This window comes from Agromyces sp. S2-1-8, from assembly GCF_021129215.1.
Taxonomy (GTDB): Bacteria; Actinomycetota; Actinomycetes; order Actinomycetales; family Microbacteriaceae; genus Agromyces; species Agromyces chromiiresistens.
In genome coordinates this window covers 1,001,103-1,027,171 of record NZ_JAJOLP010000001.1, presented here as the reverse complement: position 1 = coordinate 1,027,171, position 26,069 = coordinate 1,001,103, and the positions used below count along the sequence as shown (strand labels likewise).

Sequence of the window (26,069 nt, the reverse complement as noted above, 5' to 3'; positions counted from 1 at the left end):
GCCTCGCGGCTAGGCTGGGCGCGATGCCCGCCAGCAAGAACCCCGCGATCGAGGACTACCTCAAGACGGTGTACGCCCACACCGAGTGGCAGCCCGACCCCATCACGCCCTCGCAGCTCGCGGCGAAGCTCGGCGTCGCCCCGTCGAGCGTCACCGAGATGGTGAAGAAGATGGCGGCGCAGGGCCTCGTCGCCCACGTGCCGTACGGGCCGCTGCGGCTCACCGACGCGGGCCGCGAGCGCGCCCTCTCGGTGGTGCGGCGGCACCGGCTCATTGAGACCTGGCTCGTGCGCGAGATGGGCTACGCGTGGGACGAGGTGCACGACGAGGCCGAGGTGCTCGAGCACGCGCTGAGCGACCGGCTGCTCGAGCAGATCGACCTGCGGCTCGGCCGCCCATCGCGCGACCCGCACGGCGATGCGATCCCCGCCGCCGACGGTGCGATCGCGACCGAGCCCTTCCTGCGGCTCGACGGAGCGCCCGCCGGCCACACCGGTCGCGTGCTGCGCATCAGCGACCGCGACCCCGAGGTGCTGCGCGCCCTCGCCGCCGCGGGCATCGCCCCCGGGGTGGCCATCGAGGTCGGGAACGCCGATGCCTCCGGCGAGCGCGTGCTCGTCGAGCTCGTGGCGGTCGACGCCGATGACGACGGTGCGGCGGCCGCGGCATCCCCCGTCGAACTGACGGCCGGCGCGGCCGCTGAGATCTGGGTCACCGGCTGAGCCGGCCCCGACCGACGGCCCCTCCCGTCCGTGGGCTTCCCACAAACGCGTATGGGAATGACCGCCCGGCTGTTAGCATCCGGCGGTGCGCATTCTCCGCCGGACACTGGTCGTCCTCCTCGTCATCGTGCTCGTACTCGTGGCGGGGGCCGTCGCCGTCTACTGGTGGCAGCGCCCGATGCTGCGCACCGGCACCGGCTACGCCGCGCACAACGCCTGCGCCGTGACCGAGGTGGCCGGGCGCGACGACCCGGCGAGCGACCTGCCGCCGAACCCGCTCGTGCCGTACCTCTCGGTCGACGTCGACCGTGACGAGGCCGTCACGACGGGCTCGCTCCTCGGCCTGCTCGCCGCCCAGAAGGCGTGGTTCGCGCCCGGCTTCGGCTGCACCCTCGCGGGCGACGCCCCCGACTTCGGCGAGGCGACCGCCGTGACGAGCGACGGCAACCCCTTCGCGGATGCCTCGGCGCCGTCGCCGTCGCCGGAGCTCGACGCCGCCCTCGCCGCGGCGTTCGGCGACGACCTGCCCGCCGCAGACGCCGAGGCGCTCGGCACCCGCGCGGTCGTCGTCGCCAAGGGCGGCGAACTCGTCGCCGAGCGCTACGCCGACGGGTTCGACGCTGAGACCCCGCAGCTCGGCTGGTCGATGTCGAAGAGCGCGACCGACCTCATGACCGGCATGCTCGTGCAGCAGGGCGAGGTCGCGCTCGACGACGACGGCCTGCGCCCCGAATGGACCGACGGGCGCGCCGACATCACGATCGAGCAGCTGCTGCGCATGACGAGCGGCCTCGAGTGGGACGAGACGTACGACCTCGGCACCCCGATCACGCAGATGCTCTACAACGAGGAGGACATGGGCGGCTACGTCGCGAGCCTCCCCCTCGAGCACGAGCCCGGCACGTTCCAGGAGTACTCGAGCGGCTCGACGACGCTGCTCTGCTCGGTGCTCGCCGAGCGCACCGGCCTCGGCGCCGACCTGCCCCGACAGACCCTGCTCGGCGCGCTCGGCCTCGAGTCGGCGACCTTCGAACCCGACGCAGCCGGCACGCCGGTCTGCTCGTCGTACCTCTGGGCGACCCCGCGCGACTGGGCCGCGATCGGCCAGTTCGCCCTGCAGAACGGCGAGTGGAACGGCGAGCAGCTGCTGCCCACCGACTGGATGGCACGCTCGCTCGAGGTGACGCCGGTCGACGAGACCGACGACCCCGGCTACGGCATGGGGTGGCGCGTGAACACCCTCGCCGACGGCAGCCTGCGCTGGCCCGGCCTGCCGGCCGACACGTACTACGCGTCGGGCCACGACGGGCAGAAGGTCATCGTGGTGCCCTCGGAGGACCTCGTCGTCGTGCGCATGGGCTTCACGCCGGCGGCCGACGACGAGCCGAGCGAGGTGCAGCTCGTCGAAGACGTGGTCGCGGCGCTCGCCTCGCCCGGGGGCGAGTAGCGACGGCCACGAGGCATCCCGCCCGTCACACGCTCGTCATCGGCCCGTGACCCGCGCGGCCTAGGCTTGGGCGCATGGGACGACGCGACGAAGTCGAGTGCTGGCTGACCGACATGGACGGCGTGCTCGTGCACGAGAACCACGCCCTGCCGGGCGCCGCCGAGCTGCTGCAGCAGTGGGAGGACGCCGGCACCCCGTACCTCGTGCTCACGAACAATTCGATCTTCACGGCCCGCGACCTGTCGGCGCGGCTGCGGGCGTCGGGCCTCAACGTGCCCGAGCAGCGCATCTGGACCTCGGCGCTCGCGACCGCCGACTTCCTCAAGCAGCAGTTGCCCGGCGGCTCGGCGTTCGTCATCGGCGAGGCGGGCATCCTCACGGCGCTGCACGAAGCCGGCTACATCATGACCGAGACGGCCCCCGACTTCGTCGTCGTCGGCGAGACCCGCAACTACTCGTTCGAGGCGATCACGAAGGCGATCCGGCTCATCAACGACGGCGCCCGGTTCATCGTCACCAACCCCGACGCGACCGGCCCGAGCGCCGACGGCCCGCTGCCCGCGACCGGCGCGATCGCCGCGCTCATCACGAAGGCGACCGGCAAGGAGCCCTACGTCGTCGGCAAGCCGAACCCGATGATGTTCCGCTCGGCGCTCAACAAGATCGGCGCCCACTCCGAGAACACGGCGATGATCGGCGACCGCATGGACACCGACATCGTCGCGGGCATCGAGGCCGGCCTGCACACGGTGCTCGTGCTCACGGGCATCAGCGACCGGGCCGAGATCGAGAAGTACCCGTTCCGCCCCGACGAGGTGCTGAAGGGCGTCTTCGAGCTCGTCGGCGACCCGGCCGAGACCGAACTCTGATCCCGCAGGCGCCGCACGCGAGCCGCATCTCTGAAAGGGTTGGCACCATGATCGAACTCACCGACATCGACCTCGACGAGGACGGCGAGCTCAGCGCCGTCGTCTCGCTGCCGGGTGACCGGCAGGTCGCCGTGCTCTTCGCACTCGACGACGACGAGCAGCTCGAGGCCCCTGAGATGCTCGCCATCGCCCAGCGCGCGCTCGCCCCGCTCACGGCTGAGGAGCTCGACCGCCTCGACGACGAGATCGTGCACGAACTCGTCGACTCCGACTTCGAGGGCGCTGAACGCTCGCACGAGGCGGCCGACTACGCCGCGCTCGACGAGGAGCTCGACCTGCAGGGTGCCATCGTGTCGAGCGACGCCACGCTCGTGCTCGTCTACGAGGCGCCGACGCAGTACGCGGGCCTCGTCATCTACGCCGAGCTCGACGAGTCGCTCCTCATCGAGGTGCTGAGCGTGGCCGAGCCCGACCTCGACGATGAAGACGACGAGCCCGACGCCGACGCTGACGACACCGACGAAGAGGTCGAGCAGGGCGACTGACGCCGACCCGGCGCACCCGAGGCCGCCCAGTGTGGCCGTTCCCACCCGTCGTTGCCCGGTCTGCGGCAACACTCGGTGCGAACGGCCGCACTCGGCGATCGAGTGAGCCCCGCCGCACGGCTCACGCCGCGAGCGGCGCCTCCTCGGGGTCGGCGTCGAGCCGCGCGCGCACCTCGGGGTCGAGGTCGAGCTCGGCGGCGCCGAGCACCTCCTCGAGCTGGGCGACGCTCGACGGCCCCGCGACGGGGATGACCGGCACCTCGCGACCGAGCAGCCACGCGAGCGCGACCTGGTTCGGCGTCGCACCGACCTCGCGCGCGACCTCGTGCAGCAACTCGATGCGCGCGTACGTCGTCGGGTGGTTCACACCGCCCCAGAGCGGCTTGTCGCGACGCGTGTACGCGCCCTGGTGCAGCGGCGAGTAGGCGGTGACGGCGAGCGGCGCGCGGCCGTCGACCCCGGTGGATGCCGCATACGAGAGCAGCTCGGGCGTCACGAAGTTCTGCCGGCCGAGCTTCGGGACGGGGTAGATGTAGCTGTACTGCTGCTGCACGAGGCCGTACGGCGAGACGCCCTGGCGGATCGCCTCCTCGCGCGCCTCGACGATGCGCCACAGCGCCACGTTCGAGATGCCCGAGACGCCCACGAGCCCCTCGTCCTGCAGTGCGCCGAAGGCGCCGACGGTCTCGGCGAGCGGCGTCTCGAGGTCGTCGACGTGGCCGTAGACGGCGTCGATGCGGTCGACGCCGAGGTGCTTGGCGCTCTCGCGAACCTCCCAGTCGACGATGTCGGCGCCGAGCCCCTGGAAGTTCGTCGGCGGCACGTTCGAGAGCGGCAGCGCCGGGTCCTTCTTCGCCGCGCCGACCTTCGTCGCGATGCGCACCCGGTCGCGCACGCCGCGGCTCTCGAGCCAGCGGCCGATCAGGTCTTCGCTGTCGCGGCCGTACCCGCCGTCCCAGAAGCTGTAGTTGTTCGCCGTGTCGATGAACGTGCCGCCGGCCTCGACGAAGCGGTCGAGGATCGCGAACGAGGTGGCCTCGTCGATCTTCGTGCCCATCTGCATGGTGCCGAGGCAGATCGTCGAGACGTCGAAGCTCGTGCGGCCGTTGCCGATCGTGCGGTATCGCATGGGGTTCTCCTCCATCGGTGGGGTTGACGGTTTCGAGCGTACGAACCGATCGGCTCGGGCATACACTCCAATCAGTACTCGTTCGACCAGACCAATCGAGAGACCGGATGCCTCGCCCCACTGCCGCCCGCACACCGGCCCTCGCGTGGGAGACCATGCTCGACCTCGGCCCGGGCCCCGCTCCCCTGCGCGACCGGCTCGAACGCGCGATCCGCGAGGCGGTCGCGAGCGGGCGGGCCCCCGCGGGCGCCGCGCTGCCGCCGAGCCGCGCCCTCGCCGAGACGCTCGGCGTCTCGCGCTGGGTGGTGACCGAGGCCTACGGGCAGCTCGTCGCCGAGGGGTTCCTCGAGGCGACGGTCGGCTCGGGCACGCGCGTCCCGGCGCGCGCCGCGACATCCCCACTGGTCGAACCCGCTGCGGCCATCCGTGCTCGGGTCGTGGCGAGCGACGAAGGAGCACGCGTCTCGAGACCTGATGACGAGGCCTCGACACCGGCCTTCGTCACGACTCGACCACCGGCCGCAGCCGGGGCGACGAGACGACCGTCGGGGTTGCGCGGCGAGTACCGGCGCCCGCGGTTCGACCTGGGGCCCGGCGTGCCCGACCTCAGGCACGTGCCGCGCACGCGGTGGGCGGCTGCCGTGCGGCGCGCGCTCGAGGTGCTGCCCGACGCCGAGCTCACGGTCGTCGACCGGCTCGGCCATCCCTCGGCACGCACCGCCGTCGCCGCGTACCTCGAACGGTCGCGCCACGCGGTCGCCGCGCCCGACGACGTCGTCATCACGCACAGCGCGACCGACGGCATGACGGCGGTCGTCGCGAGCCTCAAGGCCGCCGGGCACTCGGCGATCGTCGTCGAGGACCCGAGCTGGTCGAAGCTGCGCGAGGTCGCCGCGGCCGCCGGCCTCACCCCGGTGCCCGTGCCGGTCGACGGCGACGGCATCGACGTCGAGGCGCTCGAGCGGGCGGCCCGGCGCACGGGCGCCCGTGCCGCGCTCATCACGCCCGCGCACCAGTTCCCGATGGGTGCCGCCCTCTCGCCCTCACGGCGCGACGCGATCGTGCGCTGGGCGCGGAGCGTCGACGGCGTGCTCATCGAGGACGACTACGACGCCGAGTTCCGCTACGACCGCCGACCGATCGCCGCGCTCCAGGGGCTCGCCCCCGACCGGGTCGTGCTCGTCGGATCGCTCTCGAAGTCGATGGCGCAGGTGTTCGGGCTCGGCTGGGCGCTCATGCCGCCCGCGCTCCGCGAGCGGGTGCGGCTGGCCGAGCGCCCCCGCCCGTCGACGCTCGAACAGGCGGCGCTCGCCCAGTTCATCGAAGGGGGCGACCTCGAGCGGCACCTGCGCGCCGCGCGCGGGCGGTTCCGGCGGCGGCGCGCCGCCCTGCTCACCGCCCTCGGGCGCGAGCTCCCCGAACTCGCGGTGTCGGGCATCGCCGCGGGCATGCACGCCGTGCTCGCACTGCCGGCGGGCGTTCGTGCGAGCGACGTCTCGGCGGCGGCGGCACGCGCCGAGCTCGCGGTCGCCGACCTCACCCGCTACCGTGCGTCGAGCGCGCACTCGATGCCGGAGGCGCTCGTCGTCGGCTACGGCAACCTCTCCGACGCGGTCGTCGACGAGGCGGTCGCGCGCCTCGCGCGAGTCATCCGGTCGTTCGCCTGAGCCGCCGCACGCTCGCCGACGCGTCTCGTCGCGTCGCGTCGCGTCGCGTCGCGTCGCCGAGCGTGACCGTTGCCACCCGTCGTTGCCCGTTCAGCGGCAACATCCGGTGCGAACGGTCACGCTCGGCGATCGAGTGGGCCCGGCCGCACGGCCTACGCCGCGAGCGGCGACCCCACGACCGATGGTCGCCGCACGGCATCAGGGCTCGAGGTCGAGCTCGTGCCCCTCGTCCCACGGCTCGGCCCAGCCGAGCCGGTCGAGCATCTTGTCGAGCACGAGCGCGGTGAATCCCCAGACGAGGTGCTGCCGCCCGGCGACCGTCGGCAGGAAGGCGGGCCCGCGCCACTCCTGCCCGTCGCGGCGCAGCACCGTGGTGTAGCGGTTCGCCGGGTCGACGAGGTCGGCGACCGGGGTTCGGAAGACCGCCGACGACTCGGCGACGTCGACGACGCCGACCGGCGACGGCGACCGCCACCAGCCGAGCACCGGGGTCACCATGTGGCCCGAGTAGGGAACCGACAACGGCGTCAGCGTGCCGAGCACGTCGACGCCCGCGGTGTCGAGCCCCGTCTCTTCCCGAGCCTCGCGCAGCGCCGCGTCGACCACGTCGCGGTCGCCCGGATCGACGCGCCCGCCGGGGAACGCGACCTGGCCGGCGTGCGAGCGCAGGGTCTCGGCCCGGGCGAGCAGCAGGACGTCGAGGTCGCGCGAGACCGCGCGATCGTGCGCGGTATGCTCGCTCGGCAGTTCGTCGAGCACGCCGAACAGGATGAGCACGGCGGCGTCGCGGTACTCGATCTCGCCGAACTCGGCGCCGTCGCGCCAGTCGTCGAGGAACGTCGCGTCGCCGACGAGCGCGGCCAGCTCGTCGCGAGCGGCTCCAGTTGCGGTCACCCTCCCGAGGCTACCCCGCCCCGCCGACGCCGCGCCCGTCAGCCGAGACGAGCGAGGGATGCCTCGACGAGACCCCAGAATCGGTCGACGTCGAGCTCGACCGCGACGAACGCGTTCGGCTCGCGGCGGAGCATCCCGTCGAAGTCGACGCTCGTCGCGCCGAGCGTCTCCGTGCCCTGCAGCTCGACGTCGAGGCGGGTGCGCCGCAGGGCGACGCAATCGGGGTCGGCGAGCACCGCGACGGCGACCGGGTCGTGCAGCGGCCCGTCGGGCATGCCGAACACCTCGTCGTTCGTGCGGCAGAAGAAGTCGAGCAGTTCCCCCGCGAACGACGCGGTGCGGTTGCCCGCGCCGGCCAGCCGCTCGCGCACGGCGGGGGTGACGAGCGCGCGATGCGTCACGTTGAGCCCGACCATCGTGAACCGCACGCCGCTGCGCACCACGAGGTCGAGCGCCTCGGGATCGACGAGCGCATTGAACTCCGCGTACGGGGTCGCGTTGCCGCGCTCGGTGGAGCCGCCCATCCAGACGACCTCGCGGATGCGGTCGGCGACCTCGGGCCGGTCGCGCAGCAGCACGGCGACGTTCGTGATCGGACCCGTCGCGACGATCGCGACGGGCTCGTCTGCGGCGAGCAGGGTGTCGGCCATGAGCTCGGTCGCGGTGCGCTCGTCGAGCGGCACGGTCGGCTCGGGCAGCACCGGGCCGCCGAGCCCGTTCTCGCCGTGGATCCACTCGGCGGTCTGCAGCACCCGGGCGATCGGCCCCGCAGCGCCGGCGGCGACCGGCACGCCGTCGATACCCGCGACCGTGAGCGCGACGCGCGCGTTCCGGCTCGTGTGCTCGAGGGGCACGTTGCCGCCGACGGTCGTCACGGCGCGCAGGTCGAGGGCCGGATGCCCCGCCGCGAGCCAGAGCGCGAAGACGTCGTCGTGCCCGGGGTCGCAGTCGACGATGACGGGCAGGCTCATGCGGCACCGCCCGGGTCGCCGAGGCCCGCGGCGGCGAGCACCTCGGCGCGCGGGGCGTACGAGTCGACCGTGCCACGCCGCTGCACCGCGAGCGCGCCCGCCGCCACGGCGATGCGCACGGCCTCGGGCATCGGACGTCCCTCCGCGAGGAAGGCGCTCAGCGTGCCGGTGAAGCAGTCGCCGGCACCGGTCGTGTCGACGGCCTCGACGGCGGGCGCGGCCAGGGCCCAGCTGCCGGCGCGCGTCGCGGCGACGGCGCCGGCGGCACCGAGCGTGATGACGACCGACCGGGCGACCCGGCCGACCGCCGCGGCCGCGAGGTCGCGCCAGTCGTCGAGGGACGGCGGCTCCGGGACATCCGGCCGGATGCCCACGGCACGCGCCTCGTGCTCGTTCACGACGAGCGGATCGCACACGGCGAGCGTCGCTGCCGTGGTCGGCACGGGCGGCGCGAGGTTGAGCACGAAGCGCACGCCGAGCTCGTCGCAGACCGCCGCGAGGTGCTCGATCGTCGCGACCGGCAGCTCGCCCTGCGTGAGCACGAGGCCCGCGCCCGCGATGCGCTCACGTGCGGAGTCGACGACGTCGGGGCCCAGCTCGTGGTTCGCGCCGGCGGCGACGATCACGGTGTTCTCGCCCGAGTCGGCAACGGTGATCTGGGCGATGCCGGTCGGCAACCCGGCGGTGCGCTCGACGCCGCGCGTCGGCAGGCCGAAGCCGTCGAGCACGGTCAGGGCGAGTCCGCCGTTCGCGTCGTCGCCGATGCGGGCGACGAGCTCGACGTCGGCGCCGGCGAGGTGCGCAGCGACGGCCTGGTTCGATCCCTTGCCGCCGAGCGCCGTCTGGAACGCGTGTGCGGCGATCGTCTCGCCGGGCTCGGGGAATCGTTCGACGTACGTCGTCGCGTCGACGTTGAGCGAGCCCACGACGAGCACGCGCGAACCTCCCTCGGCCATGTCGACCTCGCCCCGGCTCAGACGGCCGGGCCGGGGCCGGCGATGCTGGCGGTCAGCTTCTCGCCGCTCGAGCGGCTCGCGAAGCAGTAGTAGTACCGTGCACCCGCGTCCCACTGCGCGGCGTCGGCCGGGTACGCGCCCTGAACCTGCAGGTCGGTCATGCCCGACACGGCCGCGACGTCGATGACGCCGTCTGCGGTGCACAACAGGTTCATCTGCGACGCGAGCTCGGTCTCACCGGGATACGCGGCGGCCGCGTCGCCCGGCAGCGTGCCGCGGTAGACGAGCTGCGCCGCGTGCGGCGTCGCGCAGTCGACCACGGTGAACTCCTGCTGCCAGGCGTCGGTGTACGGCTCGAGGCACTCGCCGCCGAAGAGCGTGTCCCACGCGTGCACCCCCGCGGGCTGCGCCGCGGTCGGCTCGGGCGTGGGCGTCTCGCTCGTCTCGGCGGTCGGCGTGCCGGATGCCGCAGCCCCGCCGCCCTTCGACATCTGCGTGCCGAGCCAGAAGAGGCCGGCGATCACGAGGAGGGCGACGAGGGCGCCGGCGATCCAGACCAGGGGGCGGATGCCTCGCTTTCCGTCTCCACCGGTGGGGTCGGAGGAGCCCGATCCGCCGCGGCCCCCACCCCCGCCCGAGGGGGAGCCCGCACCGCCCGTGCCGGAGCCGCCCGCACCGGGGCCGGAGGCGCCGCGGATCGGTCCGCCGCCGCCCGTCGCACCGCCCGCACCGGCGCTGCCGCCGGCGAACGCGAACAGGCCGGCGCCCGCAGTCGAGCCGGCGGACGGCGCAGACGCGGCGCCGACCGGAACAGTCGGCATGAGCGCCGTCGCCGCAGGCTGGGTGGCGGCCGGCGCGAACGCACCCACCATCGGCTGCGGCGCGGTCGCGGGCGAGAATCCGAAGAGCACCTGGATTCCGTCGGTCACGGGCTTGACGGCGCCGTGCGGCGCCTCCGCGGACGACGGGTCGACGGGCGTCGCGGCGAAGGGATCATCGTCGAAGGCGACGGCGCCGAAGTGCGACGCGGCGTCGGCTGCGGTCGAGGTCGGGTCGAACTCGTCGGGTTCGGGCTCGCCGCGACCGGCAGGGTCGCCCCAGCCGGCGGGTTCGTCCCACGCGGGCACGTCGGCCGGCTCGAGGTCGCCCGGCTCGAGGTCGCCCGGCTCGTCGAGGGCGGCGAAGGCCACGGGAGCCGCGAGGCCGGCGAGGCTCGCGGAGGAGGGGTCGAAGCCGACCGACGACTCCACGTCGCCCGCGCCACGGTCGTCCCAGCCGGGCGATGGGGCGTCGAACGGCGATGCCGCAGGAACGCCCGCCGCCGCGCCGGCGACCGCCGGCGTCGAGACCTGGGCTCCCGTCGCCGCGGCGTCGTTCGCGGCTGCGAGGATCGCCGAGACCGATCCCGTCGCCTCGGCACGCGGGTCCTCCGCCGACGGATCGGGCGTGAGGTTCCAGAAGTATCCGGTCTCGGCGAGCTCGCGTGCGATCGGCGAGTCGACCTCGTCCTCGTCATCCGCCTCATCGGTACGGCGCCGGCCGAAGAGACGCAGGCGGCCACGGGGCTCGTCGCCATCCGTGTCGTCGTCTGCGAGGTCGGCACCGTCGGCGTCGTCGCCGAACGACAATCCGAGCTCGCCGAGCCCACCCGACGGACCGGGCGAAGCCGGCGCGGCCGGTGCGGGCGCGCCGAACGGCGTCGCGACCGCGGCCGAGCTCGCCGCAGCCTCGGCTGCGGCCGCCGCGGCCGCGGCGAAGGCCGCGGTGCCGACGATCGGGATGGCGCCGGCGGGCGGGTCGACCTCGGTCCGGGGCGTCGAGGCTCCGCCGAGCGCGGCGAGCAGGTCGTCGACGGGCTCGGCCGCAGGCGTCGGTGCCGGCCGCCGCGGCTCGGCGGCGAACGCCGGGAAGGGCTGTCGCGTGGGCGGCACCGGCGCGAAGGGGGCATCGAGGATCGAGGCGGCGACGGTCGGGGTGTCTGCGGTCGACGCGTCGTCGGCCGGCGGTTCGGGCCGCACGCCCGGTGCGGCCGGCGCGATCGCCGGGAACATCGCGGTCCGCGTGTCGGCCGAGGCGTCGCGGACGTACGGCTGCTCGAGCTGCTCGGCGAACGCGTCGAAGCGGCTCCTCGCCGGAGGGGCCGCCTGTTCCGCCGCGGTCGCGTCGGGCATCGGTGCGGACGTCTCGGGTGCAGGCGCAGGCGCAGGCGCGAACAGGTCGGGTGCGGGAGCCGGCGCAGGCGTCTCGGCCACGGGGACGAACGACGCGGGTGCGGATGCGGACGCGGATGCGGATGCGGATGCGGCCGGTTGATTCCCGTCGGGATCGTTGAGCGCCGCCCAGAGTTCGGCGTCGTAGCTCGCGGCGGCCCGCGGCGCGGGTTGCTCGCCCCACCCTGCGGGCGCCTCGGGCGGTGCCGTCGGGTGCTGCACCGGGATGCCGCCGACCGGGGTGAACGAGCTGCGGGCGACCGGGGGCGCGGAGTAGCCGGCGAACGGGTCGTCCGCCTCGGCGGTCGGCACCGGCCCCGGCTCGGGGAGCTCGGTCGGCTGCGCTGGAGCGCCGGCCTCGGGGGCGGAAGTCTCGCCGGGCCGGGATGCCGCGACGGTCGCGGACTCCTGGGACAGGCGCTGGAACGCCTCACGGAGCTCCGCCTCGGAACGCGCCTCCTGCTCACCCCAGGTCAGGGCGAACGGTGCGGTCGGGGTGACCGGACCGGGCGGCACCGGCGGGCGCTGCGGTTCGACCGGTGCTGACGCCGGACCGGGCGCGACCGGCGCAGCGACACCCCACGCGGTCTCGGCCACCGGCGCGTCCCAGGCGGGCGCAGCGGGCAGGGCCGGCTGCGCTGGGGGGGTGTTCCACGCGGTGGGTGCGACGGAACCGGTGGTGGGCACCGTCGGGTCGACTGCAGCAGCCGGCACGGCAGGCACATCCCAGGCGGGCGCGGTCGGCGCGGCAGGCGCATCCCATGCGGGCGCGGTCGGCGCGGCAGGCGCATCCCATGCGGGCGCGGTCGGCGCGGCAGGCGCGTCCCACGCGGGCGCGGCAGGCGCATCCCACGCGGGCGCAGCCGGCGCGGCTGAGGCGGCGGGGTCCACCGGGAGCGCAGGCGCGTCCCACGCCGGCGCGACCGGCGCGACAGGCGGGGTCGCCGGAGCGCTCCCGACCGGCGGTTCGACCTCGGTCAGATGGACGGTGGGCGTCGGCGGGGCGACCGAGAACGGCGGCGTCCACGTCGGCGGCGCCGAAGCGGCGGCAGGCGAGGGGGCGAGGCCCTGGGGTGCGGCCTCGGCGGGCGACCCGACGACGGGCAGCGCTCGGGTCGCGGTGTCGGACGCCGGCGGCTCGGCGAGCGAGAACCAGTCGAGCACCTCGTCGTGTCGCGAGGGCACGGTCGGCGTCGGCGGTGCGACCTGTGCGGCGGGGGTGGTGGGCGGCGTCGGAGCTGCCGACGCGTGCGGCACCCGACCGACGGGCGAAGGCGGCGGTGCGAACGCCGAACGCGCGCCCGACGTCACCTGCGGCGCGCCGTGCACCGGCGGTGCGGCCTGCGGCATGGGCGCCGTCGGCGTCGCGGGCGCATCGGCTGCCCCGCCCGCGAGCTGCGCGAGCAGCCAGTCGGCGCCGTCGTCGAAACCCTGCCGCTCGTTCATCAGGCCAGGCCCAGGTCTTCCAGGCCGATCGCGTACAGGTAGGGCACGCCCTCGGCCTCGATGACCTCGCGGGCGCCCGTGGCACGGTCGACGACGACGGCGACGGCGACGACCTCGGCGCCGACCTTGCGCAGCGCCTCGATGGCCTTGAGCGGCGAGCCGCCGGTGGTCGACGTGTCCTCGAGCACGATCACGCGCTTGCCGGCGAGCTCGGGGCCCTCGACCTGCTTGCCGCGGCCGTGGTCCTTCGGCTCCTTGCGCACGACGAACGCGTCGTACGCGAGTCCGCGCGCGGCACCCTGGTGCAGGATCGCCGACGCGATCGGGTCGGCGCCCATCGTCATGCCGCCCACGGCGGCCACGTCGGGGATGTCGGCGATCAGGTCGAGCATGACCTGCCCGATGAGCGGGGCGACGCGGTGGTCGAGGCTCACCTTGCGCAGGTCGACGTAGTACGTCGCCTTCTTGCCGCTCGTGAGCGTGAAGTCGCCGTGGAACACGGCATCGGCCGAGATGTGCTCGATGAGCTTGCGGCGGGTGTCGGAGTCGTGCGTGGTCACCCGCAATACTTTACGGCCCGCCTGCCTGAGAGGAAGGGGTGGAATCGGACGACCCCTCCGAACGCTCCCGGCCCGAGGCATCCGCTGACGGCCCCTCGCCATGGCGGCGCGAACGCCGCCCGCCCCACAGCGAGCGCGGCGTGCCCGGCACGAGTCGCGCCCAGAACGGCGGTTCCCGCTCCTCGGCGAGCGCAGCGGGCACGTCGATGTGGAACTCGGCGAGCTCCTCCGCGCCGTGATGCACGACCCGGTACAGGGCGGTGCCGATGAGCACGCCGAGCGCGATCGACATGATCGCGGTGAGCGCATCGGCGAAGTCCTCGAGGCCGTGCGCGGTGCCGACCGCCTCGGTGAGGCCGACGAGTCCGGCCGCTCCGGGCACGAGCAGCCAGAACGCTGGCAGGAACGTCAGCTGCGACGGCGCGCCGTTGCGCAGTGACGCGATCCAGAGCACGACGGGCGTCATCGCCACCGCCCCGATGAAGCCGCTGACGGTCGAACCGATCAACGCGGTGCCGACCGCCTGCCCCGCGTAGGCGACCACGAGCACGAGCAGCACCCAGCCGAAGGTGCGGCGCGGCGCCGAGAAGTGCAGGTAGTTGCCCACCGCGAACAGCAGGACGCCCAGGATCGCGGTCCACCACGGGAACGGCGCGGATGCCTCGAGCGGCGAGTAGCTCGTGCTGGCCACGCCGACCACGGTGCCGGCGGCCAGGATGCCGAACGCGAGCAGCGCGAGCTGCACCATGCCGAAGACGAGACGCGAGGCTCCCGAGAGCATCTGCCCGACCGCGAGCTCCGCGACCGCCGTCGTCAGCACGCCGCCCGGCAGGAACGTCGCGAGCGGCGCGATGAGCAGCCGGATCGGATCGCCGATCTCGACGTACGGCGCGATCAGGAACACGACCAGCGCGCACGCGAAAGCGGCGAAGACCGGGAACACGAGCTGCAGGGTCGGCGAGCGCACGAGCTTCGCCAGACCGACGAACGCCCCGAGGCCGAACGCGATGATCGCGCCCTGCCAGGTCGGCGCCAGCAGCAGCGCCAGGCCGGTCACGAGGACGGCATGCCCGAACGTGCGCACGAGCCAGCCGTGCGCCGGCTTCATGGCACCGATCTCGTTGAGGCGGTGGATGCCGTCGAGCGGATCGATCTCGGCCCGCTCCGCCTCGCCCACGAGCCGGTACAGCTCGGCGATCTGGTCGAACCGGAACGAGGCGTTGACGGCCGAGCGGAGCGCGACGTGGCCCTCCTCGCCGTGACCCGTCTGCACGATGATCACCGTCGGCATGACGACGACGTCGGTGTCGTCGCGACCGTACGCGCGAGCGACGCGCACGAGCGCCTCGTGGATGTGGTCGACCGAATCGGCGGCCGCGTTCATCCCCTCCGCGAGTCCGAGCAGGAAGGTGCGGAGGATGGTGCGGTCTGCGGCCTCGACCATCGGATGCCTCCCCGGCGCCTCAGACCACGACGAACGAGAGCAGCACGCCGATGATCATCGCCGATACGACGTAGACGAGGTTCGGCAGCTGGAACGAGTGGTCGAACACGAACTTGCCGAGCTTCGTTGTGCCCGTCTGGTCGAAGGCCGCCGTTGCGACCTGCGACCCGTTCGCGGGCAGCGTGTACATGCCCATCGCGGAGGGCCAGAGGCCGACGATGAGCGAGGCCGGCAGCCCGATCGCGAGGCCGATCGGCACGATCGCGTTCGTCGCGCTCGACTGGCTCGTCGTGAGCATCGCGACGAGGAACAGCGCGAGCGCGAACAGGAGCGCTCCGACGAACGCCGTCGACCCTGCGACGAGCGAGCCGAGCCCCTCGACGATGAGGTCGTTGTTGTACGCGACGAAGGTGTTCGCGAGCCACGCGATGCCGAAGAGCGCGAACGCGCCGACCATTCCCGCCGGGAAGGTCGACTGCTTCGGCACATCGGCCGACTTGACCTTGCAGAAGACGAAGATGAGCGCGGCGATGACGCCCATCGTGACCTCGATGATGACCGTCACCGAGACGCGCACCGGGTCGCCGCTGTCGTCGGTGCCGATGATCGGGCGGAGCCCCTCGAAGAGGCCCATGAGCACGATGAACCCGACGCCGGCGAGGAAGATCGACGCCGAGAGCACGGCGGTCATCGGCAGCTTGCGCTCGGTGGTGTCCTCGGCCGGGGGCTTGATGAGGTGTTCGGCGAGGCGCCGCTGGTACTCGGGGTCGTCCTCGAGGTTCTTGCCGTGCCGCACCATGACGAGCGACGCGAGGAAGAGCCCGACGATCGACGCGGGCCACATGATCAGCAGCACCTGGCCCAGGTCGACGCCGCTCGGCGCGAGGAGCACGACGAGCGACGCGGTCGCCGCCGAGACGGGGCTGCAGAGGATGCCGACCTGCGAGGCCACGGCCGAGACCGACAGCGCCCGCTCGGGGCGGATCTTCTGGTCGTAGGAGACGTCGTAGATGACCGGCAGCAGCGGGTAGAAGATGTTGCCCGTGCCCGCCCCGACGGTGAAGAGGAACGACATCGCGGGCGCGAGGAAGACGACGCTCTTCGGCCTCGACTTGATCGCCTTCGCCGCGACCGACACCATCCAGTCGATGCCGCCCGCGGCCTGCATGACCGAGGCCGCGGTGATGACCGTGAGCACGATGAACACCGCGTCGACCGGCGCGTTGCCCGGTGGCGTCTGGAACCCGAAGACGAGCACCGCGACGCCGACGAGACCCCAGACGCCGAGTCCGATCCCGCTCGTGCGGGTGCCCATGAAGATCGCGAGGACGACGACGAGCAGCTGGGCGACGAGGATCCAGACGTTGTCGTTCACGCGCTCGGCCCCTTCGTGATCGGCCCGGTGGGCGCCAGCACCCGCACCGGGAGCGGAGTCTCGACGATCTCGCCGTCGACCGCCTCGACCCTGAGGGCGAGCGGCGGGTCGACGGGGCTGATCGCGGTCACGAACTCCTGGTTCTCGAAATGCAGCGACTGCAGGTTGCCGACCGCGTAGCCGGTGGCGAGCTCACCGCTCTTGAGCGCCGCATGGAAGAGCGGCTGCCGCTGGTCCTCCGCGTCGTAGTGCGGGCAGAAGCTGCCGTGCAGGAACCCGAGCCCCTCGGGCAGCACCTGCAGGGTCGGACCGTAGCTGTCGGTCGTGCCGCCCTCGAACCAGCAGATGCCGCCGGCCGAGCCACCCGTGAAGACGACGTTCGAGGCCGGATCCTGCCACATCTCGCGCATGATGTCGTCGAGGCCCTGGCGCTTCCACACGTCGAGCATGTTCGCCGTGTTGCCACCGCCCACGTGGATGACGTCGAAGCCCTTCACGAATTCCGCGAGGTCGTCGAGATCGCGGTGGAAGAGCGTCAGGTGGTGCGGGGCGCACCGGTCGGAGTCGTAGGTCTTGTAGAAGCTCAGCGTGTACGCCTGCTCGTCACCCGTCGCGGTGCCGACGAACAGCACCCGCGGGCGCTCCTTGCCGGTGAGCCCCAGGATGTAGTCGTGCGTCGGATCGTTGCGCCGCTCCATCATGGCCTTGCCGGCCCCGGTCGCCACCACATGCGCCATCGCGTCCCCCCTCGTGCGCCAGCCCTGCGGTCACGCTATCGGGCGGCGGCGAGCGGTGTCGAGAGGCGCGGCGGGAGCGTCCGTCGAAGCAGAAGGGCCGCCCCGCGGGGTGTCCCTCCCCCGCGCGGCGGCCCTGCTGTCGGGCCGCACTCGCTTCACAGGGGGTGTCCCTCCCCCGCGCGGCGGCCCTGCTGTCGGGCCGCACTCGCTTCACAGGGGGTGTCCCTCCCCCGCGCGGCGGCCCTGCTGTCGGGCCGCACTCGCTTCACAGGGGGTGTCCCTCCCCCGCGCGGCGGCCCTGCTGTCGGGCCGCACTCGCTTCACAGGGGGTGTCCCTCCCCCGCGCGGCGGCCCTGCTGTCGGGCCGCACTCGCTTCACAGGGGGTGTCCCTCCCCCGCGCGGCGGCCCTGCTGTCGGGCCGCACTCGCTTCACAGGGGGTGTCCCTCCCCCGCGCGGCGGCCCTGCATGCCCCGGAGAACGGACCTCCGGGATTCGCGGCACTCAGACGGTGCGCGCGAACGTCTCTCGCGGCTGGCGGCGGTAGCCGTCGCGCGCGGTGACGACGATCGAGCCGGCGATGGCGGCGACCGAGACGACGCTGAGCAGAACGATGACGCTGATCACGATGGATCCCTTCGGGTGGAACGATGCGGTTGAGTCGAGCGACCGTGCACCGTTGCATCCGTTCGACGTCACAATTCTCTCGCCTCGAACTATTCAGCACAAGCTCACAGTGCTACATCAACGTTGTAGTATTGCTTCATGGATGTGCGACGCCTCGACCTGCTCCGCGAACTCGCCGAACGCGGCAGCGTCACGGCCGTGGCCGAGGCGACCGGCCGCACCCCCTCGGCGGTCTCGCAGCAGCTCAAGGTGCTCGAACGCGAAGCCGGCATGCCGCTCACCGCACGCAGCGGCCGCGGCGTCGTGCTCACGAGCGCCGGGCACGCACTCGCGCGCAGCGCGGCCGATGTCGCGATCGCGATCGAGCACGCGACCGCCCTGTGGGACGAGTTCCGCAACGACCCCTCGGGCGAGGTCACGCTGATGACGTTCCCGACGATCGGTGCGACCCTGCTGCCCTCGGTGCTCATCGAGCTCTCCGAGGTGGCGGGGCTCGTCGTCCACGCCACCGACCTCGATCCCGAGCTCGCCGAGTTCGGCGACCTCACGGCCGACCACGACATCGTGCTCGCGCACACGATGCCGGGCATGCTGCCATGGGGCGGCCGCGGCCTCACCGTCGTGCCGCTCCTCACCGAGCCGCTCGACATCGGCCTGCCCGCGGATCACCGGCTCGCCGGCCGCGCCCAGGTCACCCCGGCCGACCTCGTCGACGAGAACTGGCTCGGCGTGCCGCCGGGGTTCCCGTTCGAACGCATCCTGCACGCGATCGAGCAGCAGGCCGGCCGTCGTGCCGTCGTGAGCCAGCGGTTCAGCGACATGCGCATCATGGAGGCGTTCATCGAGGCCGGCCTCGGCATCGCCTTCGTTCCGAGGTACACCTCGGGTGCCGTGCCCGACTCGATCGTGCTGAAGCCGCTTCGCGGTGTCGCGAGCGCCCGGCAGATCGTCGCGCTCGTGCGACCCGACGTCGCCGAGCGGCTCGCGGTGCGCACCGTGCTCGACGTGCTCGTCTCCCAGTCGGCACGGCTCGAGCGACAGCACCTCGAGAACGACCGGTAGCCGCGGGCGCCCGTCGCGGTCGCGACGCGCCACGAGGCATCCGCTCGCCGTTCAGGGCTCGTCGTCGTGCTCGACGTCGTATTCGAGCACGAGGCTTCCCATGGGGGTGGTGTCGCAGCCGGTCAGCGCGAGCGCGCGCGGGCTCTCGAGGTCGCCGAAGAGTCGCTTGCCCGACCCGAGGATCAGCGGGTGCACGAACAGTCGCAGCCCGTCGATCAGCCCGGCCTCGAGCAGCGCGCGCACGAGCACGCCGCTGCCGAGGATCGCGATGGCACCGTCGCCGGCTCGCTTCAGCGCTTCGACGCCGTCGACGAGGTCGCCGCTCAGTGCCCTCGTGTTGTGCCAGCCGAACTCGGTAATGGTGCCCGTCGCGACGTGCTTCTCGGTGGCGTTCATGTGGGCGGCGATCGGGTTGCCGTCGGGGACCGACGGCCAGAAGGCCGCCATCTTCTCGTAGGTCCTCCGCCCGAAGAGGTAGGCGGTCGTGCCCCCGAGCCCGCCTGAGGCGCTGGAGGCATGGATCGCTTCGGCGTAGGGTGCTCCCCATCCGCCGTGCTCGAAGCCGCCCTCGCGGTCTTCGTCGGGCGACCCGAGTCCTTGCATGACTCCATCGACCGAGAGGAATTCGATCGCGATCAGTCTGCGCATCATGTTCTCCTTCCATGACCCATGCTGCGCGGCAGCGGCCGCCGACGGCTTGAAGAAAATCGACCGACGATGACGAACGACGGGGTGATCGAGACGACCGCACCGGGCCCGGTCCTGGTGCGACATCGCGTGCGCCCCGAGTTCGCCGGACTCGTGGCCGGCATCGTGGGCCATCACGAACGCGTCGACCGTCCCGTCGTACGCCGCCAGGTGGCGGGAACCCTGATACCGCTGGTGCTGTCGTTCGGACGGCCCCTCGACGTGGTCGACCTCTCGGCCGGCGAGGGCACGGGTCGCCACATGTCGTTCGTCGCCGGCATCATGCCCGGCCACGCGACGACGAAGTTCGACGCGGAGCAGCACTGCCTGCAGGTCTACCTGACCCCGCTCGGCGTCACCCGACTGCTCGGCCTGCCGGGCCGCGAGCTCGCGGCCCGCGTGGTGGAACTCGCCGATGCGGTCCCGGTCTTCGACGACCGGCTGGTCGAGCAGCTGTGGGCCGCTCGGACCTGGCCGCGCCGATTCGCGCTCATCGACCGCGTGTTGCTCGACGTGCTCGACCTCGGCCGGCCGGTCGAGCCCTTCGTCGGCTGGATGTGGCGGCAGATCGACCGTTCCGGCGGGCGGGTCAGGGTCGGCGACCTGGTCGAGCAGACGGGGTGGAGCCAGCGCCACGTGACCTCGCGCTTCACCGAGCAGGTCGGCATCGGGCCGAAGGCCGCCGCGAGTCTCGTGCGATTCGAGCGCGCTGCGGTCGCCCTCCGGTCGCTGCCCGCCGCCGACGTGGCGGCCCGTCTCGGATTCTCCGACCAGAGCCACTTGGTGCGCGAAGTCCGGAGGTACGCGGGGTGGACCCCGACCGCGCTCGTCGGCAGCGCCCTGACGACCGCGCAGGCCGCCATCGGGTGGCCCGGTTATCAGGGCACGCCCTGATATCGGTGCGCCCCCGCCGACCGCTAGGCTCCAGCCATGTCGCGCCCAGCCGCACGCGTAGCCGTGCTCGCCGCCACCGCACTCCTCGCCGTCGTCGCGCTCAGTGCGTGCGCGCCGGCGTCGTCGCCCGACTCGCCGAGCGGCCCGTCGACCGGGAGCGCGAGCGCACCGCCCACCGAGAGCACGGCTCCCGCTGCGGCATCCATCGATATCTCAGCCGAGGCGATCACCGTTCGCGACGCAGGCGGCGCGATCATCGAGAGTTACGACTACTTCCAGCCGACCGACGAGGTCGTCGCGGGCCTCACCGCCGTGCTCGGGGCGCCGGTCGACACACCGCACCCCGGCGGGCTCGAGTCCCCGCCGGGGGTCGAGCACGTCTGGGACGGCCTGCGGCTCTACGACTCCGACACGCCCGGCACCGTGCCCGACATCCCGAACCACTGGGTCTTCGTCGACGCCGCGACCGCGGGCGGCCTGCCGATCGGCTCGGCACCCGGCATCGGCTCGGCCGACGGCGTGCAGGTCGGCGACCTGCTGTCGACGGTGACGATCGGCGTCACCTCCGGGTCCCCGTACGTCGATCCGTCGTCCGGGCTCAACACCGTCGTCTCGCAGATCGGCACGGTGTCGATCCCGCCGAACCCGGCCGCGAGCGGCGAGCGGCATTACTCGGTCAACGTGCTGAGCGACGGTGACACGGGCGAGATCGCCCGCCTCAACGCACCGGCTCCGGACTTCGGCGTCTGACACCGGTCGGCCGCCCCCGGGTTGGCGATCCGCCACTGCCCGTGCGGCCCGGTCGGGGTGCTCGCGTCAGGAGGTCGCCAACGCCCGCGCGCGCAGCCGACGAGACGAGTAGGCTCCGGCGTCATGGCCGATGACGCGATCCTCCTCGACGTGACCGACGGGCTCGCCCGCGTCACCCTCAACCGCCCCGCCAGGCTCAACGCCGTCGACCCCGGCGCGATCGCGCGCTGGCAGGAGATCGCGCACGAGATCGCGGAGCGCGACGACGTCGGCGCGGTGCTGCTGGATGCCTCGGGCCGGGCGTTCTGCGCGGGCGGCGACGTCGTCGCGATGTCGGAGCTCGCCGCCGCGGGCGGCGACGCCGCGAGCGTGATCACGGGCCTCGCCGACCGCATCCACGACGGCCACCTGACGCTGCGCGAGAGCGCGAAGCCGATCGTCGCGGCCGTGCAGGGGCCGGTCGCCGGCGGCGGGCTCGGCTTCATGCTCGTCGCCGACTTCATCGTCGCGAGCGAGCAGGCGACGTTCGCGAGCCGGTACAGCGACGTCGGGCTGACGCCCGACTGCGGGGTGAGCACGCTGCTGCCCGAGGCGATCGGCACGCGTCGCGCGCTCGAGCTCACCCTCACCCCGCGCACGATCACCGCCGCCGAGGCGCTCGACTGGGGTCTCGTCACCGAGGTCGTCGCGCCCGATGAGGTCGCGCCGCGTGCGCTCGACGTCGCGCGGTCCTGGCTCGACGGGGCGACCGCCGCGTTCGGGCAGGCGAAACGGCTCGTGCGATCGGGGCTCGTCCGCCCGTTCGGCGACGCGCTCGACGACGAGGCGCGCACGATCGGCGCCGCGTTCGCGACGCCCGAGGCGCAGGCACGCATCGCGGCGTTCACCGCACGAAGGGGCTGACATGAAGGATCCGGCCGAGAAGTTCATGCGCATCGCCGAGGAGGTCGCCGACCGCGCACAGGCGGCGGGTCTCACCGTGGCCGCCGCCGAATCGCTCACGAGCGGCGCGCTCTCGAACGCGCTGGGCGCGGGGCACGAGGCATCCGACTGGTTCCGCGGCGGGATCATCGCCTACGCCGAGGGCGTCAAGCGCGAGGTGCTCGGCGTCACCGCCGAATCGGTCGCATCGGCGCAGTGCGCACGTGAACTCGCGACGGGTGCCGCCCGGCTCCTCGACGCCGACGCCGCGATCGCGGTGACGGGAGTGGGCGGCCCCGACCCGGCCGACGGCGAACCGGCGGGGAGCGTCTTCGCGGCGGTCGCCGTGCGCGGCGAGATCCACGACGTGCACTTCCAGTTCGAAGGCGACCCGTCCGAGGTCGTGCACCAGACGGTGGGCGCCGCGCTGCGCCTGCTTCGCGACGCCCTGCCCCCGGCGTCCTGACTCGACCGGACGCTGAACTCGTCAGGACCACTAGAGTCGACGCCATGTTGCGACGGAAGATCATGGTGCCGGTCATCGCCCTCGCCGTCCTTGCACTCACCACCGCGTGCAGTTCGCCGACCCCGTCGCCCACCGAGCAGCCGACTCCGGCCTCGACGCCGGCCCCCAACCCCACCCCCACCCCGGAGACACCGGTCGCCGAAGGCATCACCATCACCACCGAGCGCATCGTCGTCGTCGACGCCGCGGGAGACGAGCTCGCGAGCTTCGACTACTTCCAACCGACCGACACGGTCGTCGCCGGCCTCTCGGCGTACCTCGGCGCACCCGTCGACACTCCGTTCGAGGGTCGCAACGACGCCCCGGCAGCGACGTATCACGACTGGGGCGACCTCCGGCTCGTCGACACCGTGCCCGACGGCGAGCCCCCGTACACGCCCGAGCATTGGGTGCGCGCCACCGGTATCGATGCGAACGGCTTGGCGATTCGCGCGGTCGACGGCACCCTGGTGGGCGACCCGATCGACGCGATCTCGGGCGAGTACTCCGATTTCACGAACCCATCCTCAGGACTCACCACGCGCTACATCCGGATGGACCTCGTCGACCTGCCGCCGATGAACGGCAGCGACGAGCTGAACTTCGCGACCGCGGTCTACGGCAGCGTCGACGACAACCGCGTCGACGCGATCATCGCGCCGTCGGCCAACTTCGGCGCCTGACGTCGCACGCGCTCCGATCGCCTGAGGCGCGCCCGCGGCTACTCGTGCTGCGGGAAGCCCAGGTTGATCCCGCCGTGGCTCGGGTCGAGCCAGCGGGAGGTGATCGCCTTCTCCTGCGTGAAGAAGTCGAAGCCGCGAGCGCCGTAGGCCTTCGCGTCGCCGAAGAACGAGTCCTTCCAGCCGCCGAACGAGTGGTACGCCACCGGCACGGGGATCGGCACGTTGATGCCGACCATGCCGACCGTCACCTCGCGCTGGAACCGGCGGGCGGCCCCGCCGTCGTTCGTGAAGATCGCGGTGCCGTTGCCGTAGGGCGACGCGTTGATGATCCCGAGCCCCTCCTCGTAGCCCGAGACCCGCACGACCGAGAGCACGGGGCCGAAGATCTCGTCGCGGTACACCGCCGACGATGTCGGCACCCGGTCGACGAGGGTCGGGCCCATCCAGAAGCCGTTCGGGTCGCCGTCGACCTGCGGGTCGCGCCCGTCGACGACGACGCTCGCGCCGTCGGTCGCCGCCACGTCGAGGTAGCCGGCGACCTTGTCGCGGTGCTCGCGGGTGATCAGCGGGCCCATGTCGCAGCCGCGCCGACCGTCGCCGGTCGTGAGCCGCGACATCCGCTCGGCGACCTTCGCCACGAACTCGTCGGCGACCTGCTCGACCGCGAGCACCGCGGAGATCGCCATGCACCGCTCGCCCGCGGAGCCGAAGCCGGCGTTCACCGCGGCGTCGGCCGCGAGGTCGAGGTCGGCGTCGGGCAGCACGAGCATGTGGTTCTTCGCGCCGCCGAGGGCCTGCACCCGCTTGCCGTTCGCGGTGGCCGTCGCGTAGATGTACCGTGCGATCGGCGTCGAGCCGACGAACGAGATCGAGCGCACGGTCGGGTGCTCGAGCAAGGCGTCGACGGCGACCTTGTCGCCGTGCACGACGTTGAGCACGCCGTCGGGCAGCCCCGCCTCCTGCATGAGCCGGGCGAGCCAGACCGCAGCCGACGGGTCCTTCTCGGAGGGCTTCAGCACGACCGTGTTGCCGGTCGCGATCGCGAGCGGGAAGAACCACAGCGGCACCATCGCCGGGAAGTTGAACGGCGAGATGATGCCGACCACGCCGACGGGCTGGCGCAGCGTGTACACGTCGACGCCGGTCGACACGTTCTCGGAGTACTCGCCCTTCGTCGCGAACGGCATCGCGCAGGCGAGCTCGACGACCTCGAGGCCGCGCGAGATCTCGCCCTGCGCGTCGCCGAGCACCTTGCCGTGCTCGCTCGTGAGGATCTCGGCGAGCTCGCCCGACCGCTCGTTCAGCAGTTCGCGGAACCGGAACATCACCTGCTGGCGCTTCGCGATCGAGGTGTCGCGCCAGGCGGGGAAGGCGCCGGCCGCGGCTTCCACCGCGGCATCGACGTCGGATGCCTCGGCGAACGCCACCCGCTTCTGCTCGACGCCGAGCGCGGGGTTGTAGACGGGTCCGGTGCGGGCGGCGTCGCCGCCCGCAGGCGCCCCGCCGATCCAGTGCTGGATGGTGTCGGTCATGATCGTCCTCCTCTCGCCGGTCGAGTGGTGACGAAGGAGCGCATCGAGACCAGCATGCCGGTGTGACCTCGATACGGCGCTGCGCGCCTCCTCGACCGACCTCCTTCTCCGCTAGTCGGCGACCAGTGCGGTCGCCAGCACGTCGTCGTAGATCGCGGCCGCCTCGGCGACCTCGTCGGCCGTGACGACGCAGGGCGGCACGACGTGGATGCGGTTGTCCTGGATGAATGGCAGCAGCCCGCGCCCGATGAGCGCGGACTTGATGCGGCCCATGGCCGCGGCCGGCAGCGGCTCGCGGGTCTTGCGGTCGGCGACCAGCTCGACGGCCCAGAACACGCCCTCGCCGCGCACCTCGCCGATGACGTCGTGCCGGTCGGCGAGGTCTCCGAGGGCCGGGGCGATCGCCTCGGCGCCGATCTCGCGGGCGTGCTCCACGATGCGCTCCGACGACATGGCGTCGAGGGTTGCGACGATCGACGCCATCGCGAGCGGATGGCCCGAGTAGGTGAGCCCGCCCGGGAACACCCGGTCGTCGAAGGTCGCCGCGATCGGGTCGGAGATCACGACGCCGCCGGCGGGCACGTAGCCCGAGTTCACGCCCTTCGCGAAGGTGATGAGGTCGGGGCGCACGTCGTAGCCGTCGAACGCGAACCAGCGGCCGGTGCGACCGAACCCCGCCATCACTTCGTCGAGGATGAGCAGGATGCCGTGCGCGTCGCACAGCGCACGCACCCCGGCGAGGTAGCCGGGCGGCGGCACGAGGACGCCTGCGGTGCCGGGGATCGTCTCGAGGAGCACCGCCGCGATCGTCTGCGGCCCCTCCGACTCGATCACCCGGGAGAGGTGACGCAGGGCGCGCTCCGACTCCTCTTCGGGCGTCGACGCCCAGAACTCCGAGCGGTACAGGTAGGGACCGAAGAAGTGCACGTGGCCGCGGGCGAACTCGTTCGGCATGCGCCGCCAGTCGCCCGTCGCGACGATCGCCGCACCGGTGTTGCCGTGGTAGGAGCGGTACGTCGAGAGCACCTTGTCGCGGCCGGTGTGCAGGCGTGCCATACGCACCGCGTTCTCGTTCGCGTCGGCGCCGCCGTTCGTGAAGAACACCTTCGAGAAGCCGTCGGGCGCTCGGTCGACGATACGCTTGGCCGCCTCGCCGCGGGCGAGGTTGACGGTCGACGGTGCGATCGTCGTGAGCAGCTCGGCCTGCTCGCGGATGGCGGCGACGACGGCCGGGTGCTCGTGCCCGATGTTGACGTTCACGAGCTGGCTCGAGAAGTCGAGGTACTCGCGTCCGGCGTGGTCCCACACCCGCGAGCCGCGACCGCTCGCGACGACGAGTCCCGGCGGCGCCGCCTGCGCCGACCAGGAGTGGAACACGTGCGCCTGGTCGAGCTCTCGCGCGAGTTCGTCGAGCCCGTCGGTGAGGCTGTCGGTCAT

The 26,069-nt window shown here is 72.9% G+C and carries 24 protein-coding genes; 11 read left to right on the top strand and 13 right to left on the bottom strand.

From position 1 onward, the window contains the following. The first annotated feature begins 23 nt into the window (after nt 1-23). The 4 genes from LR269_RS04730 to LR269_RS04715 all read left to right on the top strand — a co-directional run bounded on the left by LR269_RS04730 (nt 24) and on the right by LR269_RS04715 (nt 3,583). Nucleotides 24-722, top strand: coding sequence for a metal-dependent transcriptional regulator (locus LR269_RS04730; RefSeq protein ID WP_231429616.1), 699 nt, complete (start codon nt 24-26; stop codon nt 720-722). A gap of 85 nt (nt 723-807) precedes the next feature. Then, complete coding sequence (locus tag LR269_RS04725; protein WP_231429615.1) at nt 808-2,169, top strand: serine hydrolase; 1,362 nt, start codon at nt 808-810, stop codon at nt 2,167-2,169. 74 nt (nt 2,170-2,243) lie between these two features. Next, nucleotides 2,244-3,038, top strand: coding sequence for an HAD-IIA family hydrolase (locus LR269_RS04720; protein ID WP_231429614.1), 795 nt, complete (start codon nt 2,244-2,246; stop codon nt 3,036-3,038). Between the two features lie 47 nt (nt 3,039-3,085). Beyond that, nucleotides 3,086-3,583 (top strand): hypothetical protein, encoded by a 498-nt coding sequence (locus tag LR269_RS04715; RefSeq protein WP_231429613.1) that lies wholly within the window; start codon nt 3,086-3,088, stop codon nt 3,581-3,583. Nucleotides 3,584-3,704: 121 nt separating this feature from the next. On the opposite strand, the gene LR269_RS04710 is transcribed toward LR269_RS04715, so the two are convergent. Then, on the bottom strand, nt 3,705-4,712 hold the full coding sequence (locus LR269_RS04710) for an aldo/keto reductase (protein ID WP_231429612.1): 1,008 nt from the start codon (nt 4,710-4,712) through the stop codon (nt 3,705-3,707). A gap of 107 nt (nt 4,713-4,819) precedes the next feature. Between LR269_RS04710 and LR269_RS04705 the strand changes: the two genes are divergently transcribed. Next, nucleotides 4,820-6,379 (top strand): PLP-dependent aminotransferase family protein, encoded by a 1,560-nt coding sequence (locus LR269_RS04705; protein ID WP_231429611.1) that lies wholly within the window; start codon nt 4,820-4,822, stop codon nt 6,377-6,379. Between the two features lie 198 nt (nt 6,380-6,577). On the opposite strand, the gene LR269_RS04700 is transcribed toward LR269_RS04705, so the two are convergent. The 9 genes from LR269_RS04700 to LR269_RS18740 form a co-directional block, all read right to left on the bottom strand. Next, nucleotides 6,578-7,273 carry a CoA pyrophosphatase gene (locus LR269_RS04700; RefSeq protein ID WP_374201079.1) on the bottom strand — a complete coding sequence of 232 codons (696 nt, stop codon included), beginning with the start codon at nt 7,271-7,273 and terminating at the stop codon, nt 6,578-6,580. A 38-nt stretch (nt 7,274-7,311) separates the two neighbouring features. Next, nucleotides 7,312-8,244: a nucleoside hydrolase gene (locus tag LR269_RS04695; protein ID WP_231429610.1), complete on the bottom strand. Its 933-nt coding sequence runs from the start codon at nt 8,242-8,244 to the stop codon at nt 7,312-7,314. Beyond that, nucleotides 8,241-9,200, bottom strand: a complete 960-nt coding sequence (locus tag LR269_RS04690) for a ribokinase (protein WP_231429609.1) — start codon at nt 9,198-9,200, stop codon at nt 8,241-8,243. Before LR269_RS04690 ends, LR269_RS04695 begins: the two co-directional genes overlap by 4 nt. 17 nt (nt 9,201-9,217) lie before the next feature. Beyond that, nucleotides 9,218-12,856 (bottom strand): hypothetical protein, encoded by a 3,639-nt coding sequence (locus tag LR269_RS04685; protein ID WP_231429608.1) that lies wholly within the window; start codon nt 12,854-12,856, stop codon nt 9,218-9,220. Further along, complete coding sequence (gene pyrE, locus LR269_RS04680; RefSeq protein WP_231429607.1) at nt 12,856-13,416, bottom strand: orotate phosphoribosyltransferase; 561 nt, start codon at nt 13,414-13,416, stop codon at nt 12,856-12,858. Before pyrE ends, LR269_RS04685 begins: the two co-directional genes overlap by 1 nt. Nucleotides 13,417-13,426: 10 nt before the next feature. Beyond that, complete coding sequence (locus LR269_RS04675) at nt 13,427-14,860, bottom strand: threonine/serine exporter ThrE family protein (RefSeq protein WP_231429606.1); 1,434 nt, start codon at nt 14,858-14,860, stop codon at nt 13,427-13,429. 19 nt (nt 14,861-14,879) lie between these two features. Further along, nucleotides 14,880-16,235: an anaerobic C4-dicarboxylate transporter family protein gene (locus LR269_RS04670; RefSeq protein ID WP_231429605.1), complete on the bottom strand. Its 1,356-nt coding sequence runs from the start codon at nt 16,233-16,235 to the stop codon at nt 14,880-14,882. Beyond that, nucleotides 16,232-16,972 (bottom strand): peptidase E, encoded by a 741-nt coding sequence (locus tag LR269_RS04665; RefSeq protein WP_231429604.1) that lies wholly within the window; start codon nt 16,970-16,972, stop codon nt 16,232-16,234. The genes LR269_RS04670 and LR269_RS04665 overlap by 4 nt, the downstream gene beginning before the upstream one ends. A 503-nt stretch (nt 16,973-17,475) precedes the next feature. Further along, nucleotides 17,476-17,598, bottom strand: a complete 123-nt coding sequence (locus LR269_RS18740; RefSeq protein WP_255679833.1) for a hypothetical protein — start codon at nt 17,596-17,598, stop codon at nt 17,476-17,478. A 138-nt stretch (nt 17,599-17,736) separates the two neighbouring features. Between LR269_RS18740 and LR269_RS04660 the strand changes: the two genes are divergently transcribed. Beyond that, a complete protein-coding gene (locus LR269_RS04660; protein WP_231429603.1) occupies nt 17,737-18,660 on the top strand; it encodes a LysR family transcriptional regulator in 924 nt (307 codons plus the stop codon). 51 nt (nt 18,661-18,711) lie between these two features. Here the strand turns inward: LR269_RS04660 and LR269_RS04655 are convergent, their stop codons facing one another. After that, a complete protein-coding gene (locus tag LR269_RS04655) occupies nt 18,712-19,308 on the bottom strand; it encodes a dihydrofolate reductase family protein (protein WP_231429602.1) in 597 nt (198 codons plus the stop codon). Between the two features lie 69 nt (nt 19,309-19,377). Between LR269_RS04655 and LR269_RS04650 the strand changes: the two genes are divergently transcribed. From LR269_RS04650 to LR269_RS04630, 5 genes are all read left to right on the top strand, one after another. Then, a complete protein-coding gene (locus LR269_RS04650; RefSeq protein WP_231429601.1) occupies nt 19,378-20,241 on the top strand; it encodes an AraC family transcriptional regulator in 864 nt (287 codons plus the stop codon). 36 nt (nt 20,242-20,277) lie between these two features. Then, nucleotides 20,278-20,991 (top strand): hypothetical protein, encoded by a 714-nt coding sequence (locus LR269_RS04645; RefSeq protein ID WP_231429600.1) that lies wholly within the window; start codon nt 20,278-20,280, stop codon nt 20,989-20,991. Nucleotides 20,992-21,114: 123 nt separating this feature from the next. Beyond that, on the top strand, nt 21,115-21,894 hold the full coding sequence (locus LR269_RS04640) for an enoyl-CoA hydratase/isomerase family protein (RefSeq protein ID WP_231429599.1): 780 nt from the start codon (nt 21,115-21,117) through the stop codon (nt 21,892-21,894). 1 nt (nt 21,895) lies between these two features. Further along, entirely contained in the window at nt 21,896-22,378 is a 483-nt protein-coding gene (locus LR269_RS04635; protein ID WP_231429598.1) for a CinA family protein, read from the top strand. Nucleotides 22,379-22,422: 44 nt separating this feature from the next. Beyond that, a complete protein-coding gene (locus tag LR269_RS04630) occupies nt 22,423-23,100 on the top strand; it encodes a hypothetical protein (protein WP_231429597.1) in 678 nt (225 codons plus the stop codon). A gap of 38 nt (nt 23,101-23,138) precedes the next feature. Here the strand turns inward: LR269_RS04630 and LR269_RS04625 are convergent, their stop codons facing one another. Then, nucleotides 23,139-24,632: a CoA-acylating methylmalonate-semialdehyde dehydrogenase gene (locus LR269_RS04625; RefSeq protein WP_231429596.1), complete on the bottom strand. Its 1,494-nt coding sequence runs from the start codon at nt 24,630-24,632 to the stop codon at nt 23,139-23,141. 111 nt (nt 24,633-24,743) lie between these two features. Beyond that, nucleotides 24,744-26,069: an aspartate aminotransferase family protein gene (locus LR269_RS04620; protein WP_231429595.1), complete on the bottom strand. Its 1,326-nt coding sequence runs from the start codon at nt 26,067-26,069 to the stop codon at nt 24,744-24,746.